The following is a 24,808-nucleotide window of genomic DNA, read 5'->3' as shown; positions in this document are numbered from 1 at the left end:
TATGCTTCCGGGCATGCCACACATCAGAATGCGCGCCGTAAATAAGGAACATGTTCAGGAACTCAGTGACAGCCTTGCCAGGGAATTGGCGCCGGCGATGAAGACCGCTATTGATAATTTCACATTCGAACTGGTGCAGACACAGTTTTTCTCCTCCGGGCGGGAAACCGCTTCGTATCCGTTTGTGGAAGTGCTCTGGTTTGCACGCTCTCAGGAGGTGCAGGATGAATGTGCCTCTATCATCACCCGACAGATTAAGGAGATCGGGCGGTATGAGGATGTGGTCGTGGTTTTCCAGGTGCTGCGGCAAGAGTCTTACTATGAAAATGGGACCCATTTCTAAGGCCTCGCTGTCAAATTTTTAGACACTCCTCGGGCCTTCGTTACAGGGCCCTCATTGAGCTTCGCAGGGTATTTCTTTCATAGGTCCTAATCTCAAACCCGGTTCTATTCGATTACAGGGTGCCAAAACCCATTCACGCTTCTTGCTTTATGGCAGGGTGCAATGAATGGAGATTATATGAAAGCTTCTTTAGTCGGAGTCGCAGCAGCGGTTCTTATGAGTGTTTTGGCCGGTTCCCCTGTTTCTGCCCAGGTTGCGGATGCTTCCGCCCAGGTGGTGAGCAAGAGCCAGTTGATCGTAGGCAAGCGTTACTATATTTCAGCTGATACGCTGAACGTGCGCTCCAGCAACTCCACCACAGCCAATAACGTTGTCGGCAAGTTGTCCAAGAACGACCTGGTGGAAGTGTATGATGTCTTGAATGAGGCGACTCCACTGGTGCAGATCAAGATTATCAAGTCTTCCACTGTATCTCCTTATATCTCTTCTGACTTCTTTGTATCCAAAGATTATCTGAGCGAGCGTGAGCTGACTTTGCCAACGTCTCGTTATTTCGTGGTTCAGAACATCGCGACTGAGAAAACTCGTATCTATGAGCGTTGCACGGCGACTCCGAACTGCCCGCATAAGATGGTGATGGAAACAGACATGGTTGTGGGTCGCCCTGAAGAGGGTGACGGCCAGGATGACAATGCCTATAAAACATGGGTTGGTCATGCCCGCATTTCTGAATGGGTGAAGTTCTATCAGGACGGTAAAGCCTTCTATCCTCGCTGGTACACCCCAGGTCAAAGTATCAAGGATATTCCAGATCCAGTAACAGACAGCATGAGCCTGTACATGGGTGCAAGAAAATGGCTTCGTAAAAATGAACAGGGCAAGACTTCCAACTATGGCGCGTTCGGTTGGTATGCAGCGAAGTTGACTCCGGCAGGTGAAAACGGTGGCGTGAACTATCAGTGGATCCACGGCACTATGGGCTGGGGTAAAGACGGTTCCAAGCCAATTGAAATCACTCGCATGAAGATGATCAACTTCTTCAGCAACCCGGGTTCCCATGGTTGCACGCGTTTGGAAAATCAGGCTGTTGCCTACATGAGACATCTTCTGGGTCCGGGCACTGACATCTACCGTGTGTACGCTCGTGAGGCTTCCCGTGAAGCGGCTCCGTTCTCCAGATACCGTGATTCCCAGCGCCCTCTTCCTTGGGAATGGATGCTGTTGACCAATGGTGCGGCTCAGTCCAACGGTTTGACGGCGGATGCTGCGACGATCCGGGCTCAGGGGATCAGTGCGGTTGCGGGTGTGAATCTGATTGAACGTGGTGTCTATCAGGTGAACCGTTATCCGACAGTGATGCCTTTGAACTATAGCAAGTCAGCGGCTTCTGGTTTGTCTGGTGACCGTTATGAGATCGATAAAAAGTTGAAGAAGGGCCAAGGCACCAACTTCCGTGGTTACTTCCTGGTTGATGAAGGTCGCTTCGTAAGCTACTCACACCCGAATTACAATGCAACAGGCGGTGCGGTTCGTGTGGGTGGCATGACTGACTTCACGAACTCTGTTCCAGAGTTCCTGCAGGCGGGTGCTGGTAACTATTACCCACCAGCGGTTATCAAATAAATTTCACCAAGATTGAGTGAATAAAAAGGCCGAAGGAAACTTCGGCCTTTTTTATTTGGCCCAACGCGCCTTTAGAATAATCTGTCTTGAAAATTGGGAAGCCTCAGTAAGAATAATGGGATGCTAAGAAAAACATCTCTTTCCATTGTGTGTCTTTCCGCAGTTCTCTCTTCCGGCGCGTATTCTGCGACTTTGCAAGAGGCCTATCAGTCCGCTTTGCAGAAAAATGAAACGGTCGGAGTTCAGAACGAACAAGTTCAACAAATTCGTGAGCGGGTGAAGCAGGTGCGCGGGGGAATGTTCCCGCAGATTTCAGCAAATGCCACCTACTTCATGCAGCCAGCACCCTCTGATCCGGTGGCAAAGCAGTTCTTCCCAGAGCGGCAGACCACGGTGGCCTTGACGGCGAATCAGGTGTTATTCCGGGGCTTGCGTGAATTCGCAGCGGTTCGTCAGCAAAAAGACCTGGTGCAGTCCCAGGAAGAAATCCGCAATCAGGCGCTGATTCAGCTTTATCAGGACGTCACAAGTTCTTACTTGAATATTCTGACGCTGGAGCAGGATCTGGACAATATCTCTGTTCAGCTAAAAATTTACGACGAGCGGGTGAAAGAACTGTCGTCACGCGTGCGCCGTGGGGAATCCAGTTCATCCGATGCCCTGACCGCACAAAGCAGTCAGGCTGCTTTAAATGCCGAGTATGAAATCATCACCGGGAATCTGAAAATGGCCCGCGAAGCTTTTGCCTTCCTGACCGGTCTTCCGACAACGGAACCTTTGACCGATCCGGAGCTGGCCAAGTCCGTGACGGTGGCGCCACTGCAGTCTTATCTGGATAAAATTGAAAACCGCTATGATGTCAAAGCGGCCCGCAGCCAGCATCAGGCCATGGAAGAAGAAGTCAGCATCGCCAAAGGGGCGCACTGGCCTTCGTTGGACCTGACCGGAAATTACTATCTTAAAAGACCGGATGGATACAGTGAGGATCTGAACTGGGATGTGCAGCTGAAGCTGACCGTGCCGTTGTTTGAAGGGGGCACCACCCAGTCCCGCGTGCGTGAGGCGGCGTCCAAACGTATTGAGGCGGACCTGCTGCTGTCGCGTTTGCGCAGACAGGCGGATCAGGAGATTCGCGCCTATTATGAGAACTTTAAAACGCGCCTGAAACAGGTCGAGGCGTTGGAAAAGGCCGGGGATTTGTCGGAACGAAACTATAAGGTTTTGCAGAAAGACTATCGCCGTGGCCTGGCTCGCAATATCGATGTTCAGGTGGCGTTGACTGACTTCAGGATTGCGGCGCGTGCTTTGGATCAGGCGCGCTTTGCGGCCCAGATGGAACTGGTGAAACTGAAAGTGGCTTCGGCAGAAATTGAAGCTCCGAAAGTGAAGGAAGACTAAGATGACATTGTCTGATTTATCAATCCGCAGACCCGTCTTTGCCTGGATGCTGATGTTTGGTCTGATCGTCTTTGGTGCGATCAGCTTTATGCGCATGGGGGTCAGTGAACTTCCCGATGTGGACTTTCCGGTCATTTCCATTTCTGTGCGCTATGAAGGCGCCGCTCCGGAAGTCATGGAAGCCGACGTTATTGACCCGATCGAAGATGCCCTGATCAGCATTCAGGGTGTGAAGAACATCTCTTCGGTGGCCCGTAACAGTACTTCTGACATCACAGTCGAATTTGATCTTGAGCGTAACATCGATGTGGCCTTCCAGGACGTGCAGGCCAAGATGTCCCAGATTCAGGATGCGTTGCCTCAGAATATGGATTCACCGACGGTGATGAAGATCAATCCTGAGGATTTCCCGATCATGTGGCTGTCGCTTTCCAGTAACAAGATGCCGCTGGAAGAAATGATGGTTTTTGTGAAGGACTATGTCCGGGATCGTTTGACGACGGTTCCAGGCGTGGGGAACCTGTGGATGCCGGGTTACCTCGAGCCCAACATGCGAGTTTGGGTTCGTAATGAAGACCTGAATCGTTACGCGCTGTCAGTGATTGATGTGACCAACACTCTGCGCACCGAACATGCCGAACCTCCGGCCGGTCGTGCGGAATATGACAAGACCGAATACAGTTTGCGCACCCTGGGTGAAGCGAAAACCATTGATCAGTTTAATAAGATCCTGGTGAACAGCCGTGGCGGGGGGCCGAATTACATGCCGATCCCGCTTGAAAAAGTGGTGGAGTTCAAAGAGGGCATGGTCGATGTGGTGCAGTTTGCTCGCGCCAATGGCAAAGCAGCCGTGGGCCTGGGCGTGGTCAAACAGCGTGGATCCAATGCGGTGACAGTCGCGCACGCAGTGAAAGACCGTATTGCCGAAATTCAAAAGACGCTGCCTGAGGGCATGCAGATCGTCGTGAACTATGATGGTACCAAGTTCGTCGAAGAATCCGTGCACGAGCTGGTGTTGACCCTGATTCTGGCAGCGATTCTGACCTCGTTGGTGTGCTGGCTGTTCCTGGGATCGTGGTCATCGACCTTCAACGTCTTGCTGGCGATACCCACGTCAGTGCTGGGAAGCTTTATCATTCTTTACTTTGCCGGATTCACGCTGAATATCTTTACCTTGATGGGGTTAAGTCTGGCGATTGGTATCGTCGTCGATGATGCCATCATGGTTCTGGAGAATATCATCCGGCATTTGGAAATGGGTAAGAGCAAACGCGAAGCCGCCCTGGTCGGCGCGCGAGAAATCACTTTTGCTGCGATGGCTGCGTCCGTGTCCCTGGTGGCCATCTTCCTTCCGATCGCGTTTATGGAAGGTCTGATCGGACGATTCCTGTTCCAGTTCGGTGTGACGATGAGTGCGGCGGTCATGATTTCCCTTTTGGAAGCCCTGACCCTGACGCCAATGCGTGCTTCTCAGTTCGTGGAATCCGGAGAGCGCACGACTCGTATCGGCCGTGGATTTGAGCATATGTTTGAACGTCTTAAGAGCGCCTATACCCGCACTCTTGAGGTTTCTTTGAATCACCGCTGGAAGGTGATTTTTGCCTCCTTGATCTTCTTTGTTTTGAGTTTTGGATCGGTGGCCTTCCTGAAAGGGGAGTTCCAGCCAGCCCAGGATCAAAGTTCCCTGATGATTCAAATCAGCAATCCGCCGAAGTCGGCGATTTCTTTCACCGACGAGAAGGTGAAAATCATCGAGGACTTCCTGTTAAAACGCTCTGAGGTCAGTTCGACCTTTGTGGCGGCAGGTGGTTTCACGGGTGGTGAAGCGAACAATGCCATCATCTTTGTCGACATGAAGCCCAAAGGTCAGCGTGGCAAGTCAGCTGAAAAGAACAAGGAGTTGAGCCAGCAGGAGTTCATCGAGGTTGTGCGTGATTACCTGAATAAAACCATCCCGGATTCCAAACCTCAGGTGCAGGATCCGTCGACGCAAGGTTTTGGCGGTGGGGGAGGTAAAGGCTTCCCGGTGGAATTCAGTATTCAGGGGCCTGATTGGAACGAGCTGGGAAAATTCTCTGAACAGATCGTGGAAGAACTTAAAACCAGCAAGATTATGACTGACGTCAGTTCGGACTATCAGGCGGGGGCTCCGGAAGTGCAGATCATCCCGAATCGTCAAAAGGCGGCGGATCGTGGTGTCAGCGTGATTGCGATCGGTGAAGTTCTGAACGCGATGATGGGGGGTGTGGTTGTCGGAAGCTATGAAAAGGGCGGTCACCGTTATGATATCCGTGTGAAGATGCTTGAAAACGGGCGTAATCCACAAGAGCGTATCAAGGATCTGAAAGTGCGCAACAACCGTGGCGAGCTCGTGCCGATCGCGTCTGTGGTCGACATCAAGGAAGCATCAGTTGCTTCCAGTATCTCGCGCAAGAATCGTCAGCGTTCGATCATCATCTATGGAAATATCGGACCGGGACTCAGCCAGCAACAATCCGTGGACAAGGCTCAGGAAGTGGCTCGCAGGGTTTTGCCGGCGGAATACAAGGTTTTGCTGAGCGGATCTGCAGAAGAGTTCCAGCAAAGTTTCATGAGTCTTATCTTTGCCCTGGTGCTGGGTTTCATTGTGGCTTACATGATCCTTGCGTCACAGTTTAACAGCTTTATCGATCCGGTCACGGTGTTCATGGCATTGCCATTCAGCTTCTCCGGGGCTTTCCTGGCGCTGTTGATTGGCGGGCAGTCTTTGAATATCTTCAGTATGATCGGCTTGATTCTGTTGATGGGTATCGTGAAAAAGAACTCGATCTTGTTGGTGGATTTCACCAATCAACGCCGGGATTCCGAAAAGATTCACGTGCACCAGGCATTGCTTGAAGCGTGTCCGACGCGTCTTCGTCCGATTCTGATGACATCCTTTGCGACCATTGCCGGGGCTGTGCCAGCAGCCATGAGTCTGGGGCCGGGCGCGGAAGCGCGTCAGCCGATGGCCATCGCGGTAATCGGTGGGGTGTTTGTTTCGACCTTCCTGACTTTGTACGTGGTTCCTTGCGTATACAGTCTGTTTGCAAGGTTTGATCGACGGGAAGTCGCCGTTGATCAGGCAGAATAGCCAGCAAAAGCCTCGCTCATGCGGGGCTTTTTTTATGTGAACTGTCAGATTGAGAGCCTTCCGTGCTTGGGGGACAATGGGGTTTAAAAGTACGGAGGATTCTATGATGAGTCAGATGGAGCTTTTGCGAAAGAAAAGTCACCCGGTTGATCAGGCGCTCACCCCAGAAGAAATTCAGCAATATCTCACTGTGCTGGATGGCTGGAGCTTGCAGGGTCTTCATATTGCCAAGTCCTTTGAATTTAAAAACTACTATCAGACCATCGCTTTCGTAAATGCCATTGCTTTTATTGTTCATACAGAAGATCACCATCCAGAATTGGAAGTGGGTTATAATCGTTGTGTGGTGAAGTTTTACACTCACTCAGTGAATGAGGGATTGGGTGGAATTTCTGAAAATGACTTTATCTGTGCGGCGAAAATTGATGCTTTAGCGGGAAATCAGTTTGCCCCTATGTCTCACTGAGCTTTAATTCTTATTCAGAGGCAACATCAGCCCTTCAGCATCCTGAGGGGCTTTGATTTTTAAATCATTGTCAAAGAAGACGAATACATCCCGGGCACCACCGGTCAATGGCGGCAGCAGGGTCAGACTGTCTTCGGGGTTGTCACCCTGAGCCCAAACCTTGAGTCGCTGAGCCCACCAGCGCAGCTGTTCGGGTTCGTAGCCTTTATTGTAGAAAGTGTCGTCACCGTGCAGACGCAGGTACAGGAAGTCACTGGTGATGTCTTCCATATAGGGCCATTTTCCGGCGGTTTCGGCAAAGACCAGTGCCACGTTGTTGCGGCGAAGAAGGTCTATAAAGTCAGGATTTTCAAAGCTGTGATGACGTACTTCGAGGGCGTGGCGGAGGGGCTTTTTGATTGGGGCTATGTCAGTAGGATATTCCCCATGAAAGCGTTCTGATTTTCCAGCGAGCTGAACGGCGTCGGCAAAGGTGCGGGGAAGCAGTCGGAAGAAAGTCTCAAGGCGCTCTTCTTTCTCGGGATTAAAGACAAAGTTGGGAGGCAGCTGCCATAAGAAGGCACCCAGCTTTTCACGCAGGTGCAAAACGCCCGAAGCAAAAAAGTTTGCCAGAGGCATTTCAACATCTTTCAGTCGACTGATGTGAGTGATGTATTGGGGGCCTTTTACTGAAAAAACAAAATCGTCCGGAGTTTCTGAAAACCAGTGCAGATAAGTGGAAGGCTTTTGATAAGAATAGAATGATCCGTTGATTTCAATCGAGGACAGATGTCGGCTGGCAAAGAAAAGTTCTTTCTTCTGGGGAAGATCCTGGGGATAAAAGGTGCTTCTCCAGGGTGGATAGACCCAGCCGGAGGTGCCGATTCTGTATTCCATGCATTCATTTTAGTTTGCACGAAGTTGTTTTTCATTCGGAAGATCGTCGCTTCTTCAAGATACAAAAACATCTAACCAAATTTCTTTGGATATTTTGATGGATGCTTCTTAATTGTATCATCGTTGACGGTTGCCACTGGACTTCATCAGACTGACTTCACAAAAAAAGGAGTTCTTTATGAAAACGATTCTGATGTTTTTGATCACGGCATCCTCATTGACCGCGGGTGCGAAATTTCTGGAAAGCCACTATGGTAAACTAAGAACCAGCGGGCACGTGCACAGCTGTTCGTTCCACAACAGTACCGGTGGTACACTGGATATGAAGTATGTGGTCTTTACGTTTGCACCGCAGTCGGGTGACAGTGCTGATTACGACGTGCAAGAGCGTATCGATCAGGTTGTTGAAGCCGGAGATACCGCCAGTGCTTCCGTGCGAGAAGTGCGCGGTCGTCCTTTGTGGTGCCGTTTCCTAGCAAGGTAAAGTTCAGGGGCGGATCCTCCATAAAGGTCCGCCCATTTTGTTAAACTCCTATGTGAATTGAGGGTCTCTGAATCTTTCTCTGGCTTCTTGGCACATTTCAAATGCAATGGTTCCCAAGGTTAGGGATTCATAGTTATCTGTTGCGGGATTAACCAAAGGAGGTCCTTCATGAGTTTTAGACATCTGTTTATTGGTTTACTTATCAGTGCCACAGCGTGCACGACGCTTGCAAAGGGCGATGATCACTATACTACCACGACAAAAGAGACAACCACGACAACCAAAGCCACAGATCAGGGTATGAATGAGTCGGATACGACTTTGACCCGCTCGATTCGTGAAAAGATCAACAGCGATGACACCATGTCGATGATGGGAAAAAACATCACCATCGTGAGTCAGAATGGCATGGTGACTTTAAAGGGAGCAGTGGCCTCTCAGAATGAAAAGAAAAAAATCAGCAGAATCGCCAATGAAATTTCCGGCAACAAAGTCTCTGACCAGATGACGGTTAAGAAATAGGGGGATTGGATGGAAAAAGGTCATAATTCAGTATTTGGTATATTTAGAAATCGTGCTCAGCTGGAGAACTGTGTGGATCGCCTGAAGACGGAAAGCTTCCGCAACAGCGACATATCTGTTCTGATGCCGCAAAAGTCCGAAACGCGGGAATTTGCACATGAGAAGGGAACAAAAGCACCGGAAGGTGCCAGTGTCGGGGCAGGGGCTGGAGCCGTTATCGGCGGCAGTCTGGGCTGGCTTGTCGGTGCTGGGGTGATTGCGACTATTCCGGCGTTGGGGCCTTTGGTGGCGGCAGGTCCGATCATGAGTGCTTTGGCCGGTCTTGGTGTCGGCGGTGCAGTCGGTGGACTTGGTGGAGCCCTGGTTGGTGTTGGTATTCCTGAATACGAAGCCAAACGCTATGAAGGTTATGTGAAAGATGGGGGAATTCTGATCTCGGTTCACGTGGATGATGGAGACTGGGCAGATAAAGCCGAACGCATCCTTAAAGAATCCGGCGGCGAAGATATCTCCAAAGCGGGTGAAGTTCGCGGGGATAAATCCTCTCAACGCGATTTGCGTTCTCATCCATAGGGGCATTTAAAATTAGGCCCCGGTTTCTTTCCGGGGCTTTTTCTATTTAGTGAATGGGACCTTCATTGTTTCTTTCAGCCGCGCGCTGGGATGCCGACGTTAAAAAAGACGGCGAGACAGAAGAGTGCGCATCTTTTCCTTCAACGGCGTTGGCCTGCCCTGGTCCTGGCATCACCATGTTTGCCAAGTAAATCAAATCTGAAAACATATTCGGGAAACGCGCCTGCATGGTGGCGGCAAGTTTTGTGGGTAGTGACAATACCAGCTCGGCATCACCACGCACGCATGCACGGAAGATGCGCTGAGCGGCTGTATCCGCACTGGAGCTTACGAGCGGTAAAGAAGCCAGAATTGAAAACCAGGCATATTCTTTTTGTATCTGACCCTTGAACATGGCGTGGTCTATTGAGCCAGTGCGCATGACATTGGGTGAAACTGTCGTGACATAGATGCCTTTGGCGGCAAGTTCAGATCGCAGCCCGCGGGAGTATCCGACCAGGGCATGTTTTCCCACGCAGTAAGCGGCCCGGTGGGGAATGGGAATCAGACCACCGATGGAGGCAATATTCACAATGCGGCTGCCTTTACTCATGACCGGCAGGCAGTGTTCGATAAGGTGATAGGGACCCCAGAAATGAACCGCCAAAGAGTCTTCGTAGTCGGCTTCGGTGACATGCTCTAATGGTGAAGAGGATATGATCCCGGCATTGTTAACCAGGACATCCACTTTCCCAAAGGTGCGCACGACTTCAGCCACAGTTTGTTCAACATCCAGAGGAATACGACAGTCACAAACAAAGGTGTGAACCAGCGCCTGAGGGCAATCCAGCTGCAGAATATTTTGCGCCCGGTGCAGTTCGCTTCCATCCCTCGCTGTCAGGGCGACACTGGCACCCGCACGGCAGAATTCTTTGGCAATCAAAAGCCCCAGCCCTCGCGAGCCTCCAGAGACCAGCACCACAGAACCTTTAAAAGAGCGAGATCTTATGTGGGTTCTGATTTTTCTAAAGAGCAGGGCTGAAACAAAACCTGTGGCGAAACCAGTGATAAGTTTTTTTGCTAGGCTCATATGAGCTCCTTTTCTTCATCATAAGTGACGAAAGGGGGAGCTCAACGTGTAAGAATGCAGGGGCTAGTAGTAGTAAAGCAGGCGCGCTTCGCCACGCTGAACTGAGTTGGTTTCTTCTCCGGACAGACGCAGGCTTAAAGACTTGTTCAGACTGAAGTTCACTCCCAGTGTGTTTTGACGATACTCGTGCTCAAAGCCTTTGTAGTCATAGCGATAATAGCTTTCAACAAAAAGCGCAAACCAGTCACGATTCCAGCGGGCACTGACGGCAGGACCGGCACCGATCTTCCATGTGTCACTGATAAAGTCCGGGCTGGTTTGACCTGTGGCACGCAACCACAGGCTGAGATCCAGATCGTTCCAGTATGATTTTGTGATTCCGGAGCCACCACTCAGTTCGCTCCAGCGGCAAAGTGTGGTGCAGCCATTTTCATAGCCACGTTCCACAGACACTTTCAAGCGCCATGAAAAGCCTTGGTTGAACGCATCTACTGGTGCCAAAGAGATCACTTCATACACGGTGGCTTTGTCCAGTGCGACTTCTTCGTCGTCCGGATTAAAGCTGAAGCTGAAAGCCCCCATCGTGATCTCGGCGGTTGGAGGATAGCCTTTTTTCGGATCCAGCAGATCATGCAGGGACAGTTTGGCGTCGAGCAGATAGAAGCGTTCCGAATTCCACTCGCGATACCCCAAGCCCCAGCGGCGGGACCCTTGTGCATCGTGAGGAGATTCACTCCAAGGAGCGGGCACCGTCAGTGGTTCTGAGGCACCACCCAGTTCGGCACGCGCCAGCAGGATGTCTTTTTTAAACAGGTAAGCGCCTTGTTTGCGCAGGATCTCTTTTGGATATCTGAAATCCAGATAGTCCATGGCGGCATCCAGAGTGTCGCGTTTTTGCTGGATTTCAAGGCCCTCGATCAGTTGAGGCAAAGACTCGGTTCTTGCAAACTGGCGTATGCGCTCTTGTTCGATGGATCCCAGCTTTTTGTAGCGTGTGTCGAAAGTGGCGCGGATGGAAGGACGATAGTGGATGTTCTTTACCAGATCCTTTTGTTGATACAAGGTTCCCACGGTGTCAGCAGGCATCACCTGGGACTTCAAATCCTTGGTAAGGTTCAGCGAAGGACGGGCGGCTTCCAGCAAAGCCAGAATCCGGTAAGAGCAGTTTTCTTTGAAGTAGTGATAGTTAAACTCCGCATTGATCAGTTCCCAAATGTTGGCGACGATCAGTTGGAATTCTTCAGGGGTGAAGTTCAGGTCGTACTCCCACAAATCCCGGGATTCAAAGTCGTTGTATTCGCGAACCTTGTAGTAATACGGATTGATATCAAAGGTTCCGGGCATCAGGCCGGAAACTCCAAGGAAAGAATAGATGAACGGATTGTCAGAAACTTTTACCGCGGCATAACCGACGCCATAGTCAGAAAGCTCGTAACGTTCGCCATCGCGGGACGAGGCGCTCTTGTTGATGCGCAGGAATGTGTGCCCAAACGCGGAGGCGGGATTATTCAGATAGTAAGATGAGAAAACATAGGTCAAAGACTGTGGCTGCAGGATTTCCAGGAATCTTTCGTAGCGTTCGCAAGGCACGGAGGGCAGCTTTTGTCCGCTGATTTTTTCCAGCCACAGTTTGCGCGCCGGGAAAACACAGGCGGCAGATTCGTTGAACTGGCCGTCTTTGGATTTGATTTTATTTTCGGGATTCACAAGGGCCGAGATGGTGGCCTGGAGTTCCAAAGCAGGACTGTTTTTTCCCTCAGGGTGCAGGAAAAAGGCCGGGTTCTCAGCCGGGCTGGTATAGCCGCCAAAGAGGTTCTTATCATATTGCAGAAGGCGCAACCATTGGATGTTGTCGGCCCACTTTTCTGTGGAGGCACGGGAAGTCAGATCGTTGGATGCAAGAGCCAGTGAAGAGACTGTCAGTGATAAAAGCAAAAGCCCCATTTTCATGAGGCTTTTGTTGCAGAAACTCAAAGTCATTAGCCTTGGCAAGATTCAGCCAAAGTAACGATTTTTTCAGAAGAGTTCGCGCCTGGAGCGTAGATCTCTTTGTAGTTCTGTTGAAGAGTGCTGTTGAATTTGGAATCACAGCCCAACATGTTGTTCAAAGTGGACAGAGTCTCACCTTGGCCACGAGCGATGTCGTTTTCCAAAGCTACAGAGTTGGATTCGATGAAGGAGTTAACTTCAGCTTTGGCAAAAAGACCTTTGCCGCAGTTAGAAGTACCGGAAGTGATACCGAAAGTTTGAACACCAGTACCGTTCAAAGTTGCAGCGATAACCTGCATCGCGCCTTCTTCGTTACCGAATACCAAGGAACCCAAACCACAACCTGCAACGCCATAAACGCCAGTGCCTTTAAGACCGGAAGCAGCTTGCACAGATACAGCAGAACCCAAAACAGCCAATGCTACGATGAATGATTTCACGTAATCCCCTTTATTAGTCGATCCGACTTTATTGTCGAAGTCCTGAAAATTATGAAAAACGAAGTGAGACTTGGCAAGAACTCATAGTGTGCAGCCAGATAAACTTGCCTTTATTGACCCTGAAGTCTGGATTTTCTGTCGAGCAGCAGAACCCGAGAAATCTTTTTGCTCAAAAAACAGGCTAAAACAGGACATCCGCATAGTCGTCGGACAGATGCTTTTTAACTTCCTGAATAAAAATTTTCACATTGATGTTCTGTTTGTGGCGCAGCGGGGTGACTGCCCAGATGTCTTTGCGTCCTTCGCTGAAGTTTTCAAGCAAAGAAATCAGACGGCCTTTTTTGATGTCTTCAAATGCATAGGACCCCGGAAGTCTGGCGACGCCCAGGCCCGACAGTGCCGCTTTTTGTAAAACGCGCGGGTTGTTGCATTTGAAGTTCCCTTTTACAGGAACTTGAAAAGACTTTCCCCGTTTGCGGAAGCTCCACGAGGACCTTTCGCCGATGCAGTTGTGTTTTGCAAGATCCTCGGGATCTTTCAGTGCCGGGGACGCACTAAGGTAAGCTTTGGAGGCGACAACGTATTCAACTCGTGAAGCAATTTTAGTGGCCAGCAACGAGGAGTTTTCCAGATGCCCGATGCGAATGGCCACATCGAATTTTTCCTCAATCAGATCGACCACGCGGCTTGAAAAATCCAATTCGATTTTCAGATCAGGATAGCGCTTGGCCATGTCAATCACCACCGGGGCGATGTACTCTTCCCCAAAGATCCCGGCCAGGGTGACGCGCAGGACGCCACGGGGAGTGTCTGACAGATCCAGGATTTCTTTTTTCGCCGAATCCAGATTCAGCAGTGATTGGCGACAGGTTTCCAGAAAGCGCTCACCGACGCTGGTCAGCTGAACCTTGCGGGTGGAGCGGACAAACAGAGCCACCCCTAGGTCGGACTCCAGTTGGCTGATGGTTTTGCTGATATGGGATTTGGAAACCCCCAAGGACTGAGCGGCCGCAGAAAAGCTTCCGGAGTCGGCGATTTTGACGAAAGCTATGATTCCCTGCAACGATCTTATTGTTTCCATGTGGAAACAGTATTGTTCCTTTCGTTGCCTAGTCAAGCGGGGCTTGGGAATTTATAATTCCTTCTTATTCACTAAGGAGAATTACATGAAAATCAAAGCCGCAGTTGCCTGGAAAGCCGGAGCCCCATTGTCTATCGAAGAAGTGGATCTGGAAGGGCCCAAAAAAGGTGAAGTCCTGATCAAGGTTGTTGCCACGGGAGTATGCCATACGGACGCTTTCACTTTGTCCGGAGCGGATCCTGAAGGTTTGTTCCCGGTAATTCTGGGCCACGAGGGCGGCGGTATCGTTGAGGAGGTCGGCGAGGGTGTGACCACTTTGAAAAAAGGCGATCATGTGATTCCTCTGTACACTCCAGAGTGCAAAGAGTGCAAATTCTGTCTTTCGGGAAAAACCAATCTGTGTGTTCGTATCCGTGCGACTCAAGGCAAAGGCCTGATGCCGGATGGGACATCCCGTTTCTCTAAAGATGGCAAAATGATTCATCACTATATGGGTTGCTCCACTTTCGCGGAATACACGGTTGTTCCGGAAATCGCACTGGCAAAGGTCAACCCTGCCGCAGCTTTGGATAAAGTGTGTCTGCTGGGTTGTGGAGTCACCACCGGGATCGGCGCTGTTTTGAACACGGCAAAGGTGGAAAAAGGTGCGACGGTTGCAGTCTTTGGCTTAGGCGGCATCGGTCTGTCCGTGATCCAAGGTGCAAAAATGGCCGGAGCTTCCCGTATCATCGCGATCGATATTAACGATGCTAAATGGGAGATGGCGCAAAAATTCGGCGCTACGGACTTTGTAAATCCTAAGAAGCATGACAAGCCTATTCAGCAGGTGATCGTGGAAATGACCGAGTGGGGCGTGGACTATTCTTTCGAGTGCGTGGGTAATACTCAGTTGATGCGTGCAGCTTTGGAATGTGCGCACCGCGGCTGGGGTCAGTCCATCGTGATTGGTGTGGCTGGTGCCGGGCAGGAGATTTCAACTCGTCCGTTCCAACTGGTGACGGGTCGTGTATGGAAGGGCTCTGCGTTTGGTGGCGTTAAAGGCCGTACGGAGCTTCCTGGCTATGTCGAGCAATACATGTCCGGTGAAATCAACATTGATGACATGGTGACCTTCACAATGCCACTTGAAGATATCAACAAAGCCTTTGATTATATGCATGAAGGAAAAAGCATCCGTTCTGTCATCAAGATGTAGAACGGGCGGGGGATCCATGAATCTGACACCTTTAAAAACGCATAAAACTTTCCAAGGACTGACTCAGTTCTGGGAGCACGATTCTGTTGTGACTAAAACCAAGATGAAATTTTCAACCTTCATCCCCGAGGGCAAAGTCAAAGGCTGCGTGATCTGGCTTTCAGGGCTGACCTGCACGGATGAAAACTTCATCACCAAAGCAGGAGCGCAAAAATATCTGGCAGAGCATCAGCTGATGGTGATCTGTCCGGATACTTCGCCGCGGGGCTTGCAGCTTCCCGGCGAACATGACAGCTATGACTTTGGTTCTGGCGCGGGCTTTTACGTGGATGCGACAGTGGATGGCTATAAAGACCACTACAAGATGTTCAGCTACGTGAATGAAGAACTTTATTCCCTGATTCAGAGGCAATTTGAAGTTTCTGCTGAGCACATTTCCATCATGGGGCATTCCATGGGAGGGCATGGCGCTTTGGTTTTGGGACTGCGCAATCCAGGCAAGTATCGCTCTGTTTCTGCGTTTTCACCGATTGTGAATCCGGTACAGTGTCCTTGGGGGGAAAAAGCCTTTGCAGGATATCTGGGGAACGACGCCAGTGTGTGGTCCCAGTACGATGCCACAGAATTAGTAAATAGTGGTGCCCGCCATCCGGCGAAAATCCTGATTGATCAGGGAACGCAGGATGAATTCCTGCAAAAAGGCCAGCTGCTGACTCAGAACTTTGAAGGTGCCTGCAAAACTGCGGGGCAGCCTTACGAAGTGAACTACCGGGAGCAGTACGACCACAGCTATTACTTCATTGCAACTTTCATTGAAAGTCACATCAAGTTCCACGCAAGTGTGTAAAGCAAAGAGGCCGGTTTCCCGGCCTCTTTTTTTTGCTGAAGCTGCTTACCAGCATCGATGGTGGCAGGTTGACGGAGCGCCTCCCGCATTAACACATTCTTCAATGCACTCTTTGATGAAGTCTCTGCCTCTGAAGCTTCGGGGAGTCTGCTTTGAGCTGACATCCTTTGGGGAGCAGAAAATGTAGTCTCCGGCCCATCCGTCACCGGTGGAACAGATATAGTGATTATCGTATTCGTCGCACGCGCTTTCTGTGTAACTACATACATATTTTGCAGCCTGGGCGGGCAGGGCTGACATTAATAACAGTCCAAATACTAAGACATATTTCATGGTTATTTCCTTTACTGACGGGTTCTGCCGCTAAATTAGTCATATTTATTGTTGAATAAAAGTTCATTAAAGTTATATACAGTTAACTTATGGATATAGGACGAGTTCGTTACTTTCAGGTGTTTGCAGAGACTGGCTCATTAGTAAAGGCGTCAGAGGTGTTGCACGTGTCGCAACCGGCCCTGTCCAAAGCTTTACGTCTGTTGGAGCAGGAAGTAGGCGCAAAGCTGCTGGAGCCGGAAGGACGAGGATTGCGCCTGACCCCAGCGGGCCAACGCTTTAAAAATGAAACAGCAGGTCTGCTGGATCAATGGTTGAAAATCCCGGAAAATCTGCTTCGCTCTGACGCGGAAAAAGCTTCTTATCGCCTGGGTTCTTTCGAGGTTTTCACGACCTATTTCCTGGGTCACTTGATGAAGTCTGTCGATTTAGGCCCTTTGGAGCTGCATGAGTATCGTCCCGGTCGCCTGGAGCAGGCGATCGCGGATGGCGTCGTGGATATTGGTATTACCTATGCTCCCATTCCGAAAGCCGGAGTTGACTTTACCGAGGTCACAAAAATTAAAATGGGAATCTTTGGTCTGAAGAAGTTCAAAGGCCTGAATTGGAGTGAGCTTCCGTTTGTTGTGCCATTGCTACCGACACAAGGGACGCCATCCAAGGTGCAGGGTTTGGATGGCTGGCCCGATCATGAACACACTCGCCAAATTCTTTACCGCGTCACCATGATGGAGTCGGCCATGGAGCTATGCCGTCAAGGCCTGTGCGTGGCCTATTTGCCGGAGTTCGTGGTCAACCTGCACAATAAAACAATGCTTCCGGATTATCGTTTGATCGAGCTGGAGTCTCCGCTTTCCCAGAAAGAGCGAAAGCAGAGTGTGTTTTTAATTCAGCGGAAAAACAATCCGGAAAGCGCATTGTACCGGCATATTGCCAAGAGCCTGCGTAACTTGGGATAAGGGATCACAGTGGCTCTGGTCCTGCATAGGGCTGTGGCGAAAGCGTCGGAGCAATCCGGAAATCTTTTGGCAGTTCACCGGTCAGACTTTGCAGGAAGGCTTTGATCAGGCTGACTTGGTCATCCGTCAGGTCTTTATTGAGCTGAAGCTTGCCCATCCAGCGAATTGCAGTTTCCAGATCCTGTGCCGAGGCATCGTGGAAGTAGGGGGCTGTTTCGTTGATGTTACGAAGTGACGGCACTTTGAAGACATAAAGGTCTTCATCTTTCTTGCTGATCTCCTGGCGTCCCTTGTCCGGAGTTTTTGATTTGGTCACATTCCAGTAGTTCTGAAAGACTCCGAACTTTTGCATGGTTCGGCCACCTATGGCTGTGCCATTGTGGCAGGAGGCGCACCCTACAGTTATAAACTCCCGTAGGCCTTTTTTGGCCTCAGCGGAGATGGCCATGATGTCGCCCTCCAGGAACTGATCAAAAGGCGCCCGGGTGGTCAGTGACCGCTGATAGATTCCCAGCGCCGCGGCGGCATTCTCAAGCGTCAACGGGGACTTGGAATCCGGGAAGGCCTCTTTAAACAGAGGTTGGTAGCCGGCCAGCTCGAATCTTTTTAAAGCCTCCTCGACAGAGGAGTTTCCATAGCTTAAGTGAGTGGTGAAAGAACGCAGGGCCTGATCTTCGATGCTTGTTCTGTCATTGCGCCAATGAACAATCTCCTGGTACTTAAGGTTCAGGATGGATTGAGCGTTGCGTGCGCCTTTGTTGTTATTGAAACCCGCAGACTGCGGCAGTCGGTCCGTGCTGTAGTACTGAGGTTGATGGCAGCGAACGCAGGTGGTGCTGCCGTCCTTGGAAAGTCTGTAGTCAAAAAAGATCTTTCTGCCCAGTTCGATCTGGGCACTGGAGACTTTGTCAGGCGCTGCCGTTTTTGCCGGAATGATTCCAAACAGTGCTTTTGCTGTCTTTGCGAGGTCTTTGTCCGTGCCGAAAGCCACTGTAGGCACCGTCAGGAAGAAGCCACAGGCGGCCACTGACAAGGTTAAGAAACGTATACGAGCTGTTTTCAAGAGGCCTCCATTACCGATTGATATTTGCTGTTTCTATCTGCTCCCAATATTCGCGCAAATCCAGCTCTACTTCGAGCTTTCTAAGTGCGGCAAACATTCCGCCAAGCTTGCGGTGCAGGAAGATCAGCTTGTGTGGCGGCGGAGAATACTTGAGGCTTTGCACAAGCTGTCGGGAGAGTCGGGCATTTTCTTTCGCGAATTTATCATTTTTAAAGTCGAACTTTCTGCCATTGGCATTTTGGAAGAACGGGCTCATGCCAAGTTTCAAAAGTTCGACGAACACCATTTTCGCATCTTCAGATTCGCGTGAATCCAGCAGTCCGAATTCAATGGCCGTTTGCACGATCTTTGCCGGTGAGGTGCTGCGAATAGAATGAAGAAGCTCGATATAATTTTTTCTGAATTCCGGAGGATAGCGTCGGGAGGCTCCAAAGTCGAGGGCCACGACTTCCAACTCGGGGGCTTGGCGGATCAGGAAGTTTCCGGGGTTGGGGTCGGTTTGCACGAAACCCCAAACAAAAAATTCCATGACATAAAGCTCTAACAGGGCTTTGGCAATGATTTCTCGCTTTTCGACCGTGGGGCGAGTGTCGATCCACTCTTTAAGTGTCAGCCCCTGTTCGTAGGTCAAACACAGGATTTTGTTCGTGCTGAGGTGATGCAGGGGCTTCGGTGTTCTGATTCTGGCGGACTTCCAGGCGTGAGAATCAAAGAGCTCCGTAAAGTCTGAAAGAGCTTTGGCTTCGTTCAGATAGTTTACTTCCTGTCGCAGAACTTCTTCAATTTCCACAAATAGATGTTCAAGATTCATACTTCTGCCAGTCAACAGGCAGAGAGCGGACATCAGTCTTTTCAGGGCTTTTATATCATTTTCAATCGATTGTTCAAGATGCGGATACTGAGCTTTGATAACGACTGGATTGCCTGAGACGCTGGCCTTATACACCTGCCCCATGCTGGCCGCTGCAAACGGCTTGTAGTTTATGTTTTGCAGTTGCTGAAGCTGGTCTGGTTTCAGTTCCGCTTTAAGCACCTGGGCAAGGTCCAGTTCGGGACTGTCAAAAGCTTGGTTTTGCAGTTGCGATAAAATTTGAATCGCTTCGGGAGGGAAGTAGTCATCTAAATCAAGGCTTAAAAGCTGACCGGCCTTCATGGCGGCACCCCGCAGGCTTCCCAGAGTCTCAGTAAGAATTTTCGCCTGCTCGATCCTGGACTGAATGTCCCCGGAGGAGAGCTCCTTCAAGCCGATCTTTGTTGCCATTTTAGCCAGTTCAAACGTCCGTTTGAATTGACTGTTAAAGATGGATCCCATGCCGGGCTCTCCTGGTGAATATTGACTTTCAATTTAGTTCATACTACTATGAACTAAATTGGAGTTCAAGATGGAAAAGCAAAAAAGCACGTCTCAATCTGGAATCACCGTTTATTACGATGGCCTTTGCCAGCTGTGCTCGCGCGAAATAGCTCATTATAGGAAACTGAAGGGGGCCGATCGCATTGCATTTATTGACATCACCTCTTCGGACTTTGACGCAATTTCAGAAGGCCTGGATCCCCACAAAATTCATAAGAGTCTTCATGTTCGGGATTCTGAGGGTAAAATCGTTACGGGGGTTGAGGCCTTTATTGTGATTTGGTCTCAGTTGGAAAGTTTGAAGCAGATTGTCCCTTTGGCTTCATTTGCCCCGGTGAAAAAGACACTGGAGGCAGGCTACCTCCTGTTTGCAAAAGTCCGGCCTTTGCTTCCGCGGAAGAAATGTTCTGACAGTCCCTATTGCCAATTATAGGTGACTTTCGAAAACTGGAGAGGGCCGTATGGGAATTTCAAAAGATCTTAAAAAGAAGTTTGCCGGTTTTTCAGAAGAAGATCGTGCAAGACTTGTTCGCATGGGCTGGGAGGATCGGACCACTTTTGATGTGATTGCCGTGCAGTTTGGGCTTTCTCCAAATGAATTCGTTCATTTTATGAGAACCGTGCTGTCAGGGAATGCCTTCGGTCGCTGGCGCCGGCGTGTGTTTGAACAGGGGCGCCTGAAGAACGAAAAAAAACGGGGATTCAAGGTCACCCGTTTTAAGTGTTCAAGACAGTCTGTGGATGGAGTCACGAAAGGCTGGAAGTAGTTCTATGTGTCGGCCTTCATCGCCTCTTCAGTCCAGCAGGCCAGGGATTCTTCGTCACTTTGCCCTATGATAAAATTCAGGGCAAATTGCGCTAAGGTGATCATCTGTCCAAGTTCTTCGACACGCTCGTGTTGAAGCAAGGATTCCTGCTCGCCTCTTTTTTCGTGGATCTTGTGAAGTGTCCCGAATTTTTCTTGTGCGGTCGCGATGATTTTTGCTTCCCGCTCTTTAAGAATGTCTTTGATCACCGGGATGACATTCGGTGCTGCGGAGTACCGTTTTGTCTTCTTTCCATCTTCTGTCATCAGGATGAGGCCATAAGCTTCCAGCTCGGAAAGGGCCGGGCTGATAAGAGCTTTAGATACGCCCAGTCTTTGAGTCAGTTCAGCGCCGCTAAGGCTGGTCTTCGACAAAAAGACCTGAGTCCAAATTTGGCCGTGAATTCTGCGAAAGCCCCAATAGCGGATAAAATCACCAACAGACTCTGACAAGTCGCGGAGTTTGTTAATTTCGGCAGTGCTGGTGGGGATGCTGTTTTTTTGGTCTGCTTTTTTCATTTAGTTCATGCTACCATGAACCATATAAGCCAGCAAGATGTTGAGGAGAGTTTGTTATGAGCAAGTATCCGATGTTCTTTAAAGCAAAGGCCGAAAGCTTGGCGGGAATTCAGACACCGTGGGATTCCAAAGCGATGTCAGTAGATGCCGGTCTTCAGATGGCAATACCCGCAGAATTTGAAGGGCCCGGGGGCGGATTCAGCCCTGAGGATCTGTATGTCATGGCGCTGCAGAATTGTTTTGTGGCGACTTTTAAAGTGTTCGCTGAAAAATCAAAGCTTGCCTATGAAAGTCTTCGGGTGGAATCAGAACTGACTGTGGATCGGGATGAGGCGGGCCGACCGTGGATGGCACGTTGTGTTTTCGCTGTGTATCTTGAGGGCTGTGTGCAGATTGAAAATGCCAAAAGAATCCTGGCGAAGACATCCGAAAGCTGCATGATTCTGAATTCAGTCAAAACTGAAAAGGTGTTTGAATTTCATGTGTCTTAGAGAGGTCCACCCCAGTCAGGCCAGCTTTTGGAATTCTTGCCTTAAGACCTCGCGGAACCAGGCCTTCAGGGGGTCTTTATGAGTCAAAGAATGCCAGATCATGCGAATCTCAATCTTGGGTATGTCGACGGGGCACTTTTGAACCTGAACCGGAAAGTGTTCAGCATACTTCTTGAGTAACTGTGAAGGGGCTGTCAGCACCAAATCCGTTGAAGCCACTGTCCACGCCAGTCCGGTAAAACTGTAAGATCCAAATGTAATATGACGTTCCAGAGTTTTTCCATTCACGCGTTTACGAAGGCCATCTTTGAAATCCCCTTGCAGCGTGATCAGGGCATGATCGCATTCATAAAACTGTGCGGCTTTCAGTGTTCCCTGAATGATGGGATGATTTTTTCTGTAGGCTGTTGAAAAACCGTCCTCGTAAACCTTCACCTGATAAAAGCCTTCAGGAAGATTTTTGTAAAACCCGGCGATGGCAAGATCAAACACACCGCTTTCCAGCTCTGATTTTGGCAGGTCTCCGCCCGTGGGGCGGAAAGAAATTTGCAAACCCGGCGCTTCCCTTTTCAATCTTTTTAACAAGGCCGGAGCCAGAATCACCTCCACCATGTCTGTGGTGGCGATACTGATGCGTCCCTGGGCTTTCTTGGGGTCAAACTTTTCAGACTGCTGCGCCAGTGTGCGGGCTTGCTGAGTAAAGGCCTCGACAGACGCACGCATGTTCTTGGCTGTCTGGGTGGCGGACATTCCCTTGGGAACGCGAACAAATAAAGGATCATTGAAGTGATCACGCAGTTTGGAAAGGGCGTGGCTGGCGGCGGATTGACTCATGTTCAGCTCTTCGGCTGTTTTTGAGATATTCGACGTCCGGTACAAGCTTTCAATGATAAATAACAGGTTTAAATCCAGGCCAGGTTTCATATTGATTATGATTATTTCAGATAGCCATTATGAAAGCTATGAAATTGATAGATTGGGCTGAAACGGGCATCCTTGAGGCTGTAACAAAGGAGATTACTTATGAAAGCTCTGGCAACTATTCTGGCTGTATTGGGACTGTCGGTCGGCGCCCAGGCCAAGGAAGAGGGTAAAACCATGAAGAAGGCATTGATTGTTGTGACAAACCATAACGTAAAAGGAAGCACGGGCCAGCAAACGGGCTGGTATCTGTCGGAAGTGACGCATGTTTATTATCCGTTGATTAAAGCCGGATATAAAGTGGAATTCGCCAGCCCCAAAGGAGGAGTGGCAACGATGGACGAATCCAGCCTTGATTTGAAGGATCCTGATAATAAGAAGTTCGTAGAAGACAAGAAGTTGATGGCGCAAATGCAGAACACTCTGGCGGTGAGCAAGGTCAATGCAAAAGACTATCAGTTGATTCACTTTGCCGGGGGGCACGGGGCCATGTGGGACTTTGCAAACTCGCCTGATATGGACAAGCTGACGGCGGCAATCTATGAAAGCGGTGGTATTGTTTCTGCGGTCTGCCACGGTCCTGCGGCGCTGGTGAATGTGAAGCTTTCCAATGGTGAGTATTTGGTGAAAGGCAAAGATGTCAGCGCCTTCACGGATGCAGAAGAAAATGAGGTGGGCCTTAGTAAAGTGGTGCCATTCATGCTGGAATCCACTTTGCGTGAGCGAGGCGCGACAATGCATCCGGTAAAAAACTGGAATTCGCAGGCGATTGTGTCTGAAAGACTGGTGACGGGTCAGAATCCTCAGTCGGGACACGCAGTCGCGAAGAAGCTTGTAGAACTGTCCAAGACGTTAAAATAGTGTTTTTGTCATGCCCTGGTGTTAAGATCGGGGCATGAAGCCACTTGAAACTATTGTATTGCTGCCGGGATTTTTGTGTGATGAGCGCCTGTGGGCCCCTCTGGTCCCGGTATTTTCCGAACGCTACAATGTTCGCGTGGTGGATCTGAAGCATCCTCAGAATCTGGATGCGATGATTGAAGAGGTGGGAAAGACTTCTGACCAAGCTTTTCATCTGGTGGGTTTTTCTATGGGTGGGTATATCGCCGAAACTTTTGCCACCCGTTTTCCTGAACGAGTTCTGTCTTTGTCCTTGGTGGCTGCCAGCGTTGGTGCCTTGTCTGAAAAAACACGGGCGGCACGCCTGAAGATGGTGGGCCTTTTAAGACGTGGAAAGTACAACGGCATCTCGGAAAAAGAGATGGATCGCTATATCCACCCCGATTTTCTAAAGGACCCGCGTGTGGTCGGCCCCATCATGCAGATGAGTGCCGACTTTTCCTCTGAACAGTATATCAACCAAACCTTGGCCACTGTGGACCGAATCGACAAAGGCGCAGCCTTGCAAGAACTGTCGTTCCCGGTTCTGATCGTGGCGGCGGCCAATGACCGGGTGGTTCCGTTGGAGTCTTTGAAGAATCGTCATGCCCAGATATCACGCTCCAAGTTCCGGGTGATTGATCATTGCGGGCACTATGTGCCTTTGGAACAGCCAGCCGAACTGGGTCAAGCCGTTCTTGATTTTGTCGGGCGGTGAGTGGTGAAACAAACGTGGGGCATCATTGGCTTGGGTTGGCTGGGGCAGAAGCTTTCTGAACACTTAAGTCAAAAAGGCATCGAAAACTGGGGCACCCGCAGTCAGGATTTTGACTGGGGTTGTGATGATTTTCCGAACAAACCCTGTGATGTGCTTTTTCTGAATACACCTCCGCTGGTGCAAATCAGTCCTGAAAACTTTGTTGCCAAAATTCCGACAGGGGACTATCGCCGGATTATTTTTATCAGCTCGATTTCCGTGTATGGCAGTCAAGCCGGTAGCATCACTGAACAAACAACGACTGAGCCCACGACAGACAGTGCGCGTTGGTTGGTGGCTGTGGAAAATCTTTTAAGTGAGAAGTTCACCGGCAAACTGACGGTGATTCGTCCCGGGGGTTTGGTTGGTGGTGACCGGCACCCTGCCAAAAGTTTGTCGCAGAGTCAGCGGCCTTGCGCTGGGAATTCAGCCGTGAATCTGATTCACCGTGACGATCTGGTGCAGATCATCTGGGCGGCGGCTCAGGCAGAATCAGCCTGGCCTGTCATTAATGCTGTGACGCCATTTCATCCTGCAAAAAAGGAATACTATGGTGAGTGGACGAAAACGCGGGGAATGGCTTCAGTTTTATTTACTGACACTCAAGAGCCTTCCAAGATTGTGCGCTCGGATGTTCTTCCCAAGATTTATTCAAGCTGGCTTCGTCCGCGTTTGGACTGATTGGTTTTTCAGCAGCACTGCCGATAGA

26 protein-coding genes are annotated in these 24,808 nt (G+C 50.0%); 17 read left to right on the top strand and 9 right to left on the bottom strand.

Features of this window, described 5'->3' with window-relative positions; genetic code table 11:
• The first annotated feature begins 1 nt into the window (after position 1).
• From ACNQKP_RS17245 to ACNQKP_RS17225, 5 genes are all read left to right on the top strand, one after another.
• Positions 2-343, top strand: coding sequence for a DUF1904 domain-containing protein (locus ACNQKP_RS17245; protein WP_417866389.1), 342 nt, complete (start codon positions 2-4; stop codon positions 341-343).
• A gap of 177 nt (positions 344-520) precedes the next feature.
• Positions 521-1,966, top strand: a complete 1,446-nt coding sequence (locus tag ACNQKP_RS17240) for a L,D-transpeptidase family protein (protein WP_417866387.1) — start codon at positions 521-523, stop codon at positions 1,964-1,966.
• 120 nt (positions 1,967-2,086) lie between these two features.
• Positions 2,087-3,364, top strand: a complete 1,278-nt coding sequence (locus ACNQKP_RS17235) for a TolC family protein (RefSeq protein WP_417866385.1) — start codon at positions 2,087-2,089, stop codon at positions 3,362-3,364.
• A 1-nt stretch (position 3,365) separates the two neighbouring features.
• Positions 3,366-6,476 (top strand): efflux RND transporter permease subunit, encoded by a 3,111-nt coding sequence (locus tag ACNQKP_RS17230; RefSeq protein ID WP_417866383.1) that lies wholly within the window; start codon positions 3,366-3,368, stop codon positions 6,474-6,476.
• 103 nt (positions 6,477-6,579) lie between these two features.
• Entirely contained in the window at positions 6,580-6,942 is a 363-nt protein-coding gene (locus ACNQKP_RS17225) for a 4a-hydroxytetrahydrobiopterin dehydratase (protein ID WP_015090027.1), read from the top strand.
• 3 nt (positions 6,943-6,945) lie between these two features.
• Here the strand turns inward: ACNQKP_RS17225 and ACNQKP_RS17220 are convergent, their stop codons facing one another.
• The gene (locus tag ACNQKP_RS17220; protein ID WP_417866381.1) at positions 6,946-7,818 is read right to left on the bottom strand and encodes a DUF72 domain-containing protein; all 873 of its coding nucleotides are present in this window, start codon (positions 7,816-7,818) and stop codon (positions 6,946-6,948) included.
• A gap of 178 nt (positions 7,819-7,996) precedes the next feature.
• Here ACNQKP_RS17220 and ACNQKP_RS17215 point away from each other — a divergent pair, with 178 nt between their 5' ends.
• The 3 genes from ACNQKP_RS17215 to ACNQKP_RS17205 all read left to right on the top strand — a co-directional run bounded on the left by ACNQKP_RS17215 (position 7,997) and on the right by ACNQKP_RS17205 (position 9,397).
• Positions 7,997-8,302: a hypothetical protein gene (locus tag ACNQKP_RS17215; RefSeq protein ID WP_015090029.1), complete on the top strand. Its 306-nt coding sequence runs from the start codon at positions 7,997-7,999 to the stop codon at positions 8,300-8,302.
• 168 nt (positions 8,303-8,470) lie between these two features.
• On the top strand, positions 8,471-8,824 hold the full coding sequence (locus tag ACNQKP_RS17210; RefSeq protein WP_417866379.1) for a BON domain-containing protein: 354 nt from the start codon (positions 8,471-8,473) through the stop codon (positions 8,822-8,824).
• Between the two features lie 9 nt (positions 8,825-8,833).
• The gene (locus ACNQKP_RS17205; RefSeq protein WP_417866377.1) at positions 8,834-9,397 is read left to right on the top strand and encodes a DUF3341 domain-containing protein; all 564 of its coding nucleotides are present in this window, start codon (positions 8,834-8,836) and stop codon (positions 9,395-9,397) included.
• A gap of 46 nt (positions 9,398-9,443) precedes the next feature.
• On the opposite strand, the gene ACNQKP_RS17200 is transcribed toward ACNQKP_RS17205, so the two are convergent.
• From ACNQKP_RS17200 to ACNQKP_RS17185, 4 genes are all read right to left on the bottom strand, one after another.
• Complete coding sequence (locus ACNQKP_RS17200; RefSeq protein WP_417866375.1) at positions 9,444-10,466, bottom strand: SDR family NAD(P)-dependent oxidoreductase; 1,023 nt, start codon at positions 10,464-10,466, stop codon at positions 9,444-9,446.
• Positions 10,467-10,529: 63 nt separating this feature from the next.
• Entirely contained in the window at positions 10,530-12,416 is a 1,887-nt protein-coding gene (locus ACNQKP_RS17195) for a DUF4105 domain-containing protein (protein ID WP_417866373.1), read from the bottom strand.
• 29 nt (positions 12,417-12,445) lie between these two features.
• On the bottom strand, positions 12,446-12,895 hold the full coding sequence (locus ACNQKP_RS17190) for a DUF3015 family protein (protein WP_417866371.1): 450 nt from the start codon (positions 12,893-12,895) through the stop codon (positions 12,446-12,448).
• 181 nt (positions 12,896-13,076) lie between these two features.
• On the bottom strand, positions 13,077-13,976 hold the full coding sequence (locus tag ACNQKP_RS17185) for a LysR substrate-binding domain-containing protein (RefSeq protein ID WP_417866369.1): 900 nt from the start codon (positions 13,974-13,976) through the stop codon (positions 13,077-13,079).
• An 85-nt stretch (positions 13,977-14,061) separates the two neighbouring features.
• Between ACNQKP_RS17185 and ACNQKP_RS17180 the strand changes: the two genes are divergently transcribed.
• The 3 genes from ACNQKP_RS17180 (at position 14,062) to ACNQKP_RS17170 (ending at position 17,310) form a co-directional block, all read left to right on the top strand.
• Positions 14,062-15,171, top strand: a complete 1,110-nt coding sequence (locus ACNQKP_RS17180; protein ID WP_417866367.1) for an S-(hydroxymethyl)glutathione dehydrogenase/class III alcohol dehydrogenase — start codon at positions 14,062-14,064, stop codon at positions 15,169-15,171.
• Between the two features lie 16 nt (positions 15,172-15,187).
• Positions 15,188-16,018, top strand: coding sequence for an S-formylglutathione hydrolase (gene fghA / locus ACNQKP_RS17175; protein WP_417866365.1), 831 nt, complete (start codon positions 15,188-15,190; stop codon positions 16,016-16,018).
• A 422-nt stretch (positions 16,019-16,440) separates the two neighbouring features.
• Complete coding sequence (locus ACNQKP_RS17170) at positions 16,441-17,310, top strand: LysR family transcriptional regulator (RefSeq protein WP_417866363.1); 870 nt, start codon at positions 16,441-16,443, stop codon at positions 17,308-17,310.
• Positions 17,311-17,314: 4 nt separating this feature from the next.
• Here the strand turns inward: ACNQKP_RS17170 and ACNQKP_RS17165 are convergent, their stop codons facing one another.
• On the bottom strand, positions 17,315-18,373 hold the full coding sequence (locus tag ACNQKP_RS17165; protein ID WP_417866361.1) for a cytochrome-c peroxidase: 1,059 nt from the start codon (positions 18,371-18,373) through the stop codon (positions 17,315-17,317).
• Positions 18,374-18,383: 10 nt separating this feature from the next.
• Complete coding sequence (locus tag ACNQKP_RS17160) at positions 18,384-19,685, bottom strand: ABC1 kinase family protein (protein WP_417866359.1); 1,302 nt, start codon at positions 19,683-19,685, stop codon at positions 18,384-18,386.
• A 70-nt stretch (positions 19,686-19,755) separates the two neighbouring features.
• Between ACNQKP_RS17160 and ACNQKP_RS17155 the strand changes: the two genes are divergently transcribed.
• Both ACNQKP_RS17155 and ACNQKP_RS17150 read left to right on the top strand, forming a co-directional pair.
• Positions 19,756-20,160 carry a thiol-disulfide oxidoreductase DCC family protein gene (locus ACNQKP_RS17155; protein ID WP_417866357.1) on the top strand — a complete coding sequence of 135 codons (405 nt, stop codon included), beginning with the start codon at positions 19,756-19,758 and terminating at the stop codon, positions 20,158-20,160.
• Between the two features lie 28 nt (positions 20,161-20,188).
• Positions 20,189-20,494: a TIGR03643 family protein gene (locus tag ACNQKP_RS17150; protein ID WP_417866355.1), complete on the top strand. Its 306-nt coding sequence runs from the start codon at positions 20,189-20,191 to the stop codon at positions 20,492-20,494.
• A 2-nt stretch (positions 20,495-20,496) separates the two neighbouring features.
• Here the strand turns inward: ACNQKP_RS17150 and ACNQKP_RS17145 are convergent, their stop codons facing one another.
• Entirely contained in the window at positions 20,497-21,051 is a 555-nt protein-coding gene (locus tag ACNQKP_RS17145; RefSeq protein WP_417866352.1) for a GbsR/MarR family transcriptional regulator, read from the bottom strand.
• Between the two features lie 56 nt (positions 21,052-21,107).
• On the opposite strand from ACNQKP_RS17145, the gene ACNQKP_RS17140 reads away from it, so the two are divergent.
• The gene (locus ACNQKP_RS17140; protein WP_417866350.1) at positions 21,108-21,542 is read left to right on the top strand and encodes an OsmC family protein; all 435 of its coding nucleotides are present in this window, start codon (positions 21,108-21,110) and stop codon (positions 21,540-21,542) included.
• A 15-nt stretch (positions 21,543-21,557) separates the two neighbouring features.
• Here the strand turns inward: ACNQKP_RS17140 and ACNQKP_RS17135 are convergent, their stop codons facing one another.
• Positions 21,558-22,466, bottom strand: coding sequence for a LysR family transcriptional regulator (locus ACNQKP_RS17135; RefSeq protein ID WP_417866348.1), 909 nt, complete (start codon positions 22,464-22,466; stop codon positions 21,558-21,560).
• A 99-nt stretch (positions 22,467-22,565) separates the two neighbouring features.
• On the opposite strand from ACNQKP_RS17135, the gene ACNQKP_RS17130 reads away from it, so the two are divergent.
• Genes ACNQKP_RS17130 through ACNQKP_RS17120 form a run of 3 tightly spaced genes read left to right on the top strand, consistent with a single transcriptional unit; the run spans position 22,566 to position 24,780 of the window.
• Positions 22,566-23,324: a type 1 glutamine amidotransferase domain-containing protein gene (locus ACNQKP_RS17130; protein WP_417866346.1), complete on the top strand. Its 759-nt coding sequence runs from the start codon at positions 22,566-22,568 to the stop codon at positions 23,322-23,324.
• A gap of 34 nt (positions 23,325-23,358) precedes the next feature.
• Entirely contained in the window at positions 23,359-24,060 is a 702-nt protein-coding gene (locus tag ACNQKP_RS17125; protein WP_417866344.1) for an alpha/beta fold hydrolase, read from the top strand.
• 3 nt (positions 24,061-24,063) lie between these two features.
• Positions 24,064-24,780 carry an SDR family oxidoreductase gene (locus ACNQKP_RS17120; protein WP_417866342.1) on the top strand — a complete coding sequence of 239 codons (717 nt, stop codon included), beginning with the start codon at positions 24,064-24,066 and terminating at the stop codon, positions 24,778-24,780.
• The last annotated feature ends 28 nt before the right edge of the window (positions 24,781-24,808 follow it).

The organism is Bdellovibrio bacteriovorus, from assembly GCF_048286975.1.
Taxonomy (GTDB): Bacteria; Bdellovibrionota; Bdellovibrionia; order Bdellovibrionales; family Bdellovibrionaceae; genus Bdellovibrio; species Bdellovibrio bacteriovorus_H.
This window is presented reverse-complemented; position numbering and strand designations above follow the sequence as displayed.

Coding starts and splice junctions, on each gene's coding strand:
- ACNQKP_RS17245 (WP_417866389.1), top strand. CDS start 2: ATGCTTCCGGGCATGCCACACATCAGAATGCGCGCCGTAAATAAGGAA.
- ACNQKP_RS17240 (WP_417866387.1), top strand. CDS start 521: ATGAAAGCTTCTTTAGTCGGAGTCGCAGCAGCGGTTCTTATGAGTGTT.
- ACNQKP_RS17235 (WP_417866385.1), top strand. CDS start 2,087: ATGCTAAGAAAAACATCTCTTTCCATTGTGTGTCTTTCCGCAGTTCTC.
- ACNQKP_RS17230 (WP_417866383.1), top strand. CDS start 3,366: ATGACATTGTCTGATTTATCAATCCGCAGACCCGTCTTTGCCTGGATG.
- ACNQKP_RS17225 (WP_015090027.1), top strand. CDS start 6,580: ATGATGAGTCAGATGGAGCTTTTGCGAAAGAAAAGTCACCCGGTTGAT.
- ACNQKP_RS17220 (WP_417866381.1), bottom strand. CDS start 7,818: ATGGAATACAGAATCGGCACCTCCGGCTGGGTCTATCCACCCTGGAGA.
- ACNQKP_RS17215 (WP_015090029.1), top strand. CDS start 7,997: ATGAAAACGATTCTGATGTTTTTGATCACGGCATCCTCATTGACCGCG.
- ACNQKP_RS17210 (WP_417866379.1), top strand. CDS start 8,471: ATGAGTTTTAGACATCTGTTTATTGGTTTACTTATCAGTGCCACAGCG.
- ACNQKP_RS17205 (WP_417866377.1), top strand. CDS start 8,834: ATGGAAAAAGGTCATAATTCAGTATTTGGTATATTTAGAAATCGTGCT.
- ACNQKP_RS17200 (WP_417866375.1), bottom strand. CDS start 10,466: ATGAGCCTAGCAAAAAAACTTATCACTGGTTTCGCCACAGGTTTTGTT.
- ACNQKP_RS17195 (WP_417866373.1), bottom strand. CDS start 12,416: ATGAAAATGGGGCTTTTGCTTTTATCACTGACAGTCTCTTCACTGGCT.
- ACNQKP_RS17185 (WP_417866369.1), bottom strand. CDS start 13,976: ATGGAAACAATAAGATCGTTGCAGGGAATCATAGCTTTCGTCAAAATC.
- ACNQKP_RS17180 (WP_417866367.1), top strand. CDS start 14,062: ATGAAAATCAAAGCCGCAGTTGCCTGGAAAGCCGGAGCCCCATTGTCT.
- fghA (WP_417866365.1), top strand. CDS start 15,188: ATGAATCTGACACCTTTAAAAACGCATAAAACTTTCCAAGGACTGACT.
- ACNQKP_RS17170 (WP_417866363.1), top strand. CDS start 16,441: ATGGATATAGGACGAGTTCGTTACTTTCAGGTGTTTGCAGAGACTGGC.
- ACNQKP_RS17160 (WP_417866359.1), bottom strand. CDS start 19,685: ATGGGATCCATCTTTAACAGTCAATTCAAACGGACGTTTGAACTGGCT.
- ACNQKP_RS17155 (WP_417866357.1), top strand. CDS start 19,756: ATGGAAAAGCAAAAAAGCACGTCTCAATCTGGAATCACCGTTTATTAC.
- ACNQKP_RS17150 (WP_417866355.1), top strand. CDS start 20,189: ATGGGAATTTCAAAAGATCTTAAAAAGAAGTTTGCCGGTTTTTCAGAA.
- ACNQKP_RS17145 (WP_417866352.1), bottom strand. CDS start 21,051: ATGAAAAAAGCAGACCAAAAAAACAGCATCCCCACCAGCACTGCCGAA.
- ACNQKP_RS17140 (WP_417866350.1), top strand. CDS start 21,108: ATGAGCAAGTATCCGATGTTCTTTAAAGCAAAGGCCGAAAGCTTGGCG.
- ACNQKP_RS17135 (WP_417866348.1), bottom strand. CDS start 22,466: ATGAAACCTGGCCTGGATTTAAACCTGTTATTTATCATTGAAAGCTTG.
- ACNQKP_RS17130 (WP_417866346.1), top strand. CDS start 22,566: ATGAAAGCTCTGGCAACTATTCTGGCTGTATTGGGACTGTCGGTCGGC.
- ACNQKP_RS17125 (WP_417866344.1), top strand. CDS start 23,359: ATGAAGCCACTTGAAACTATTGTATTGCTGCCGGGATTTTTGTGTGAT.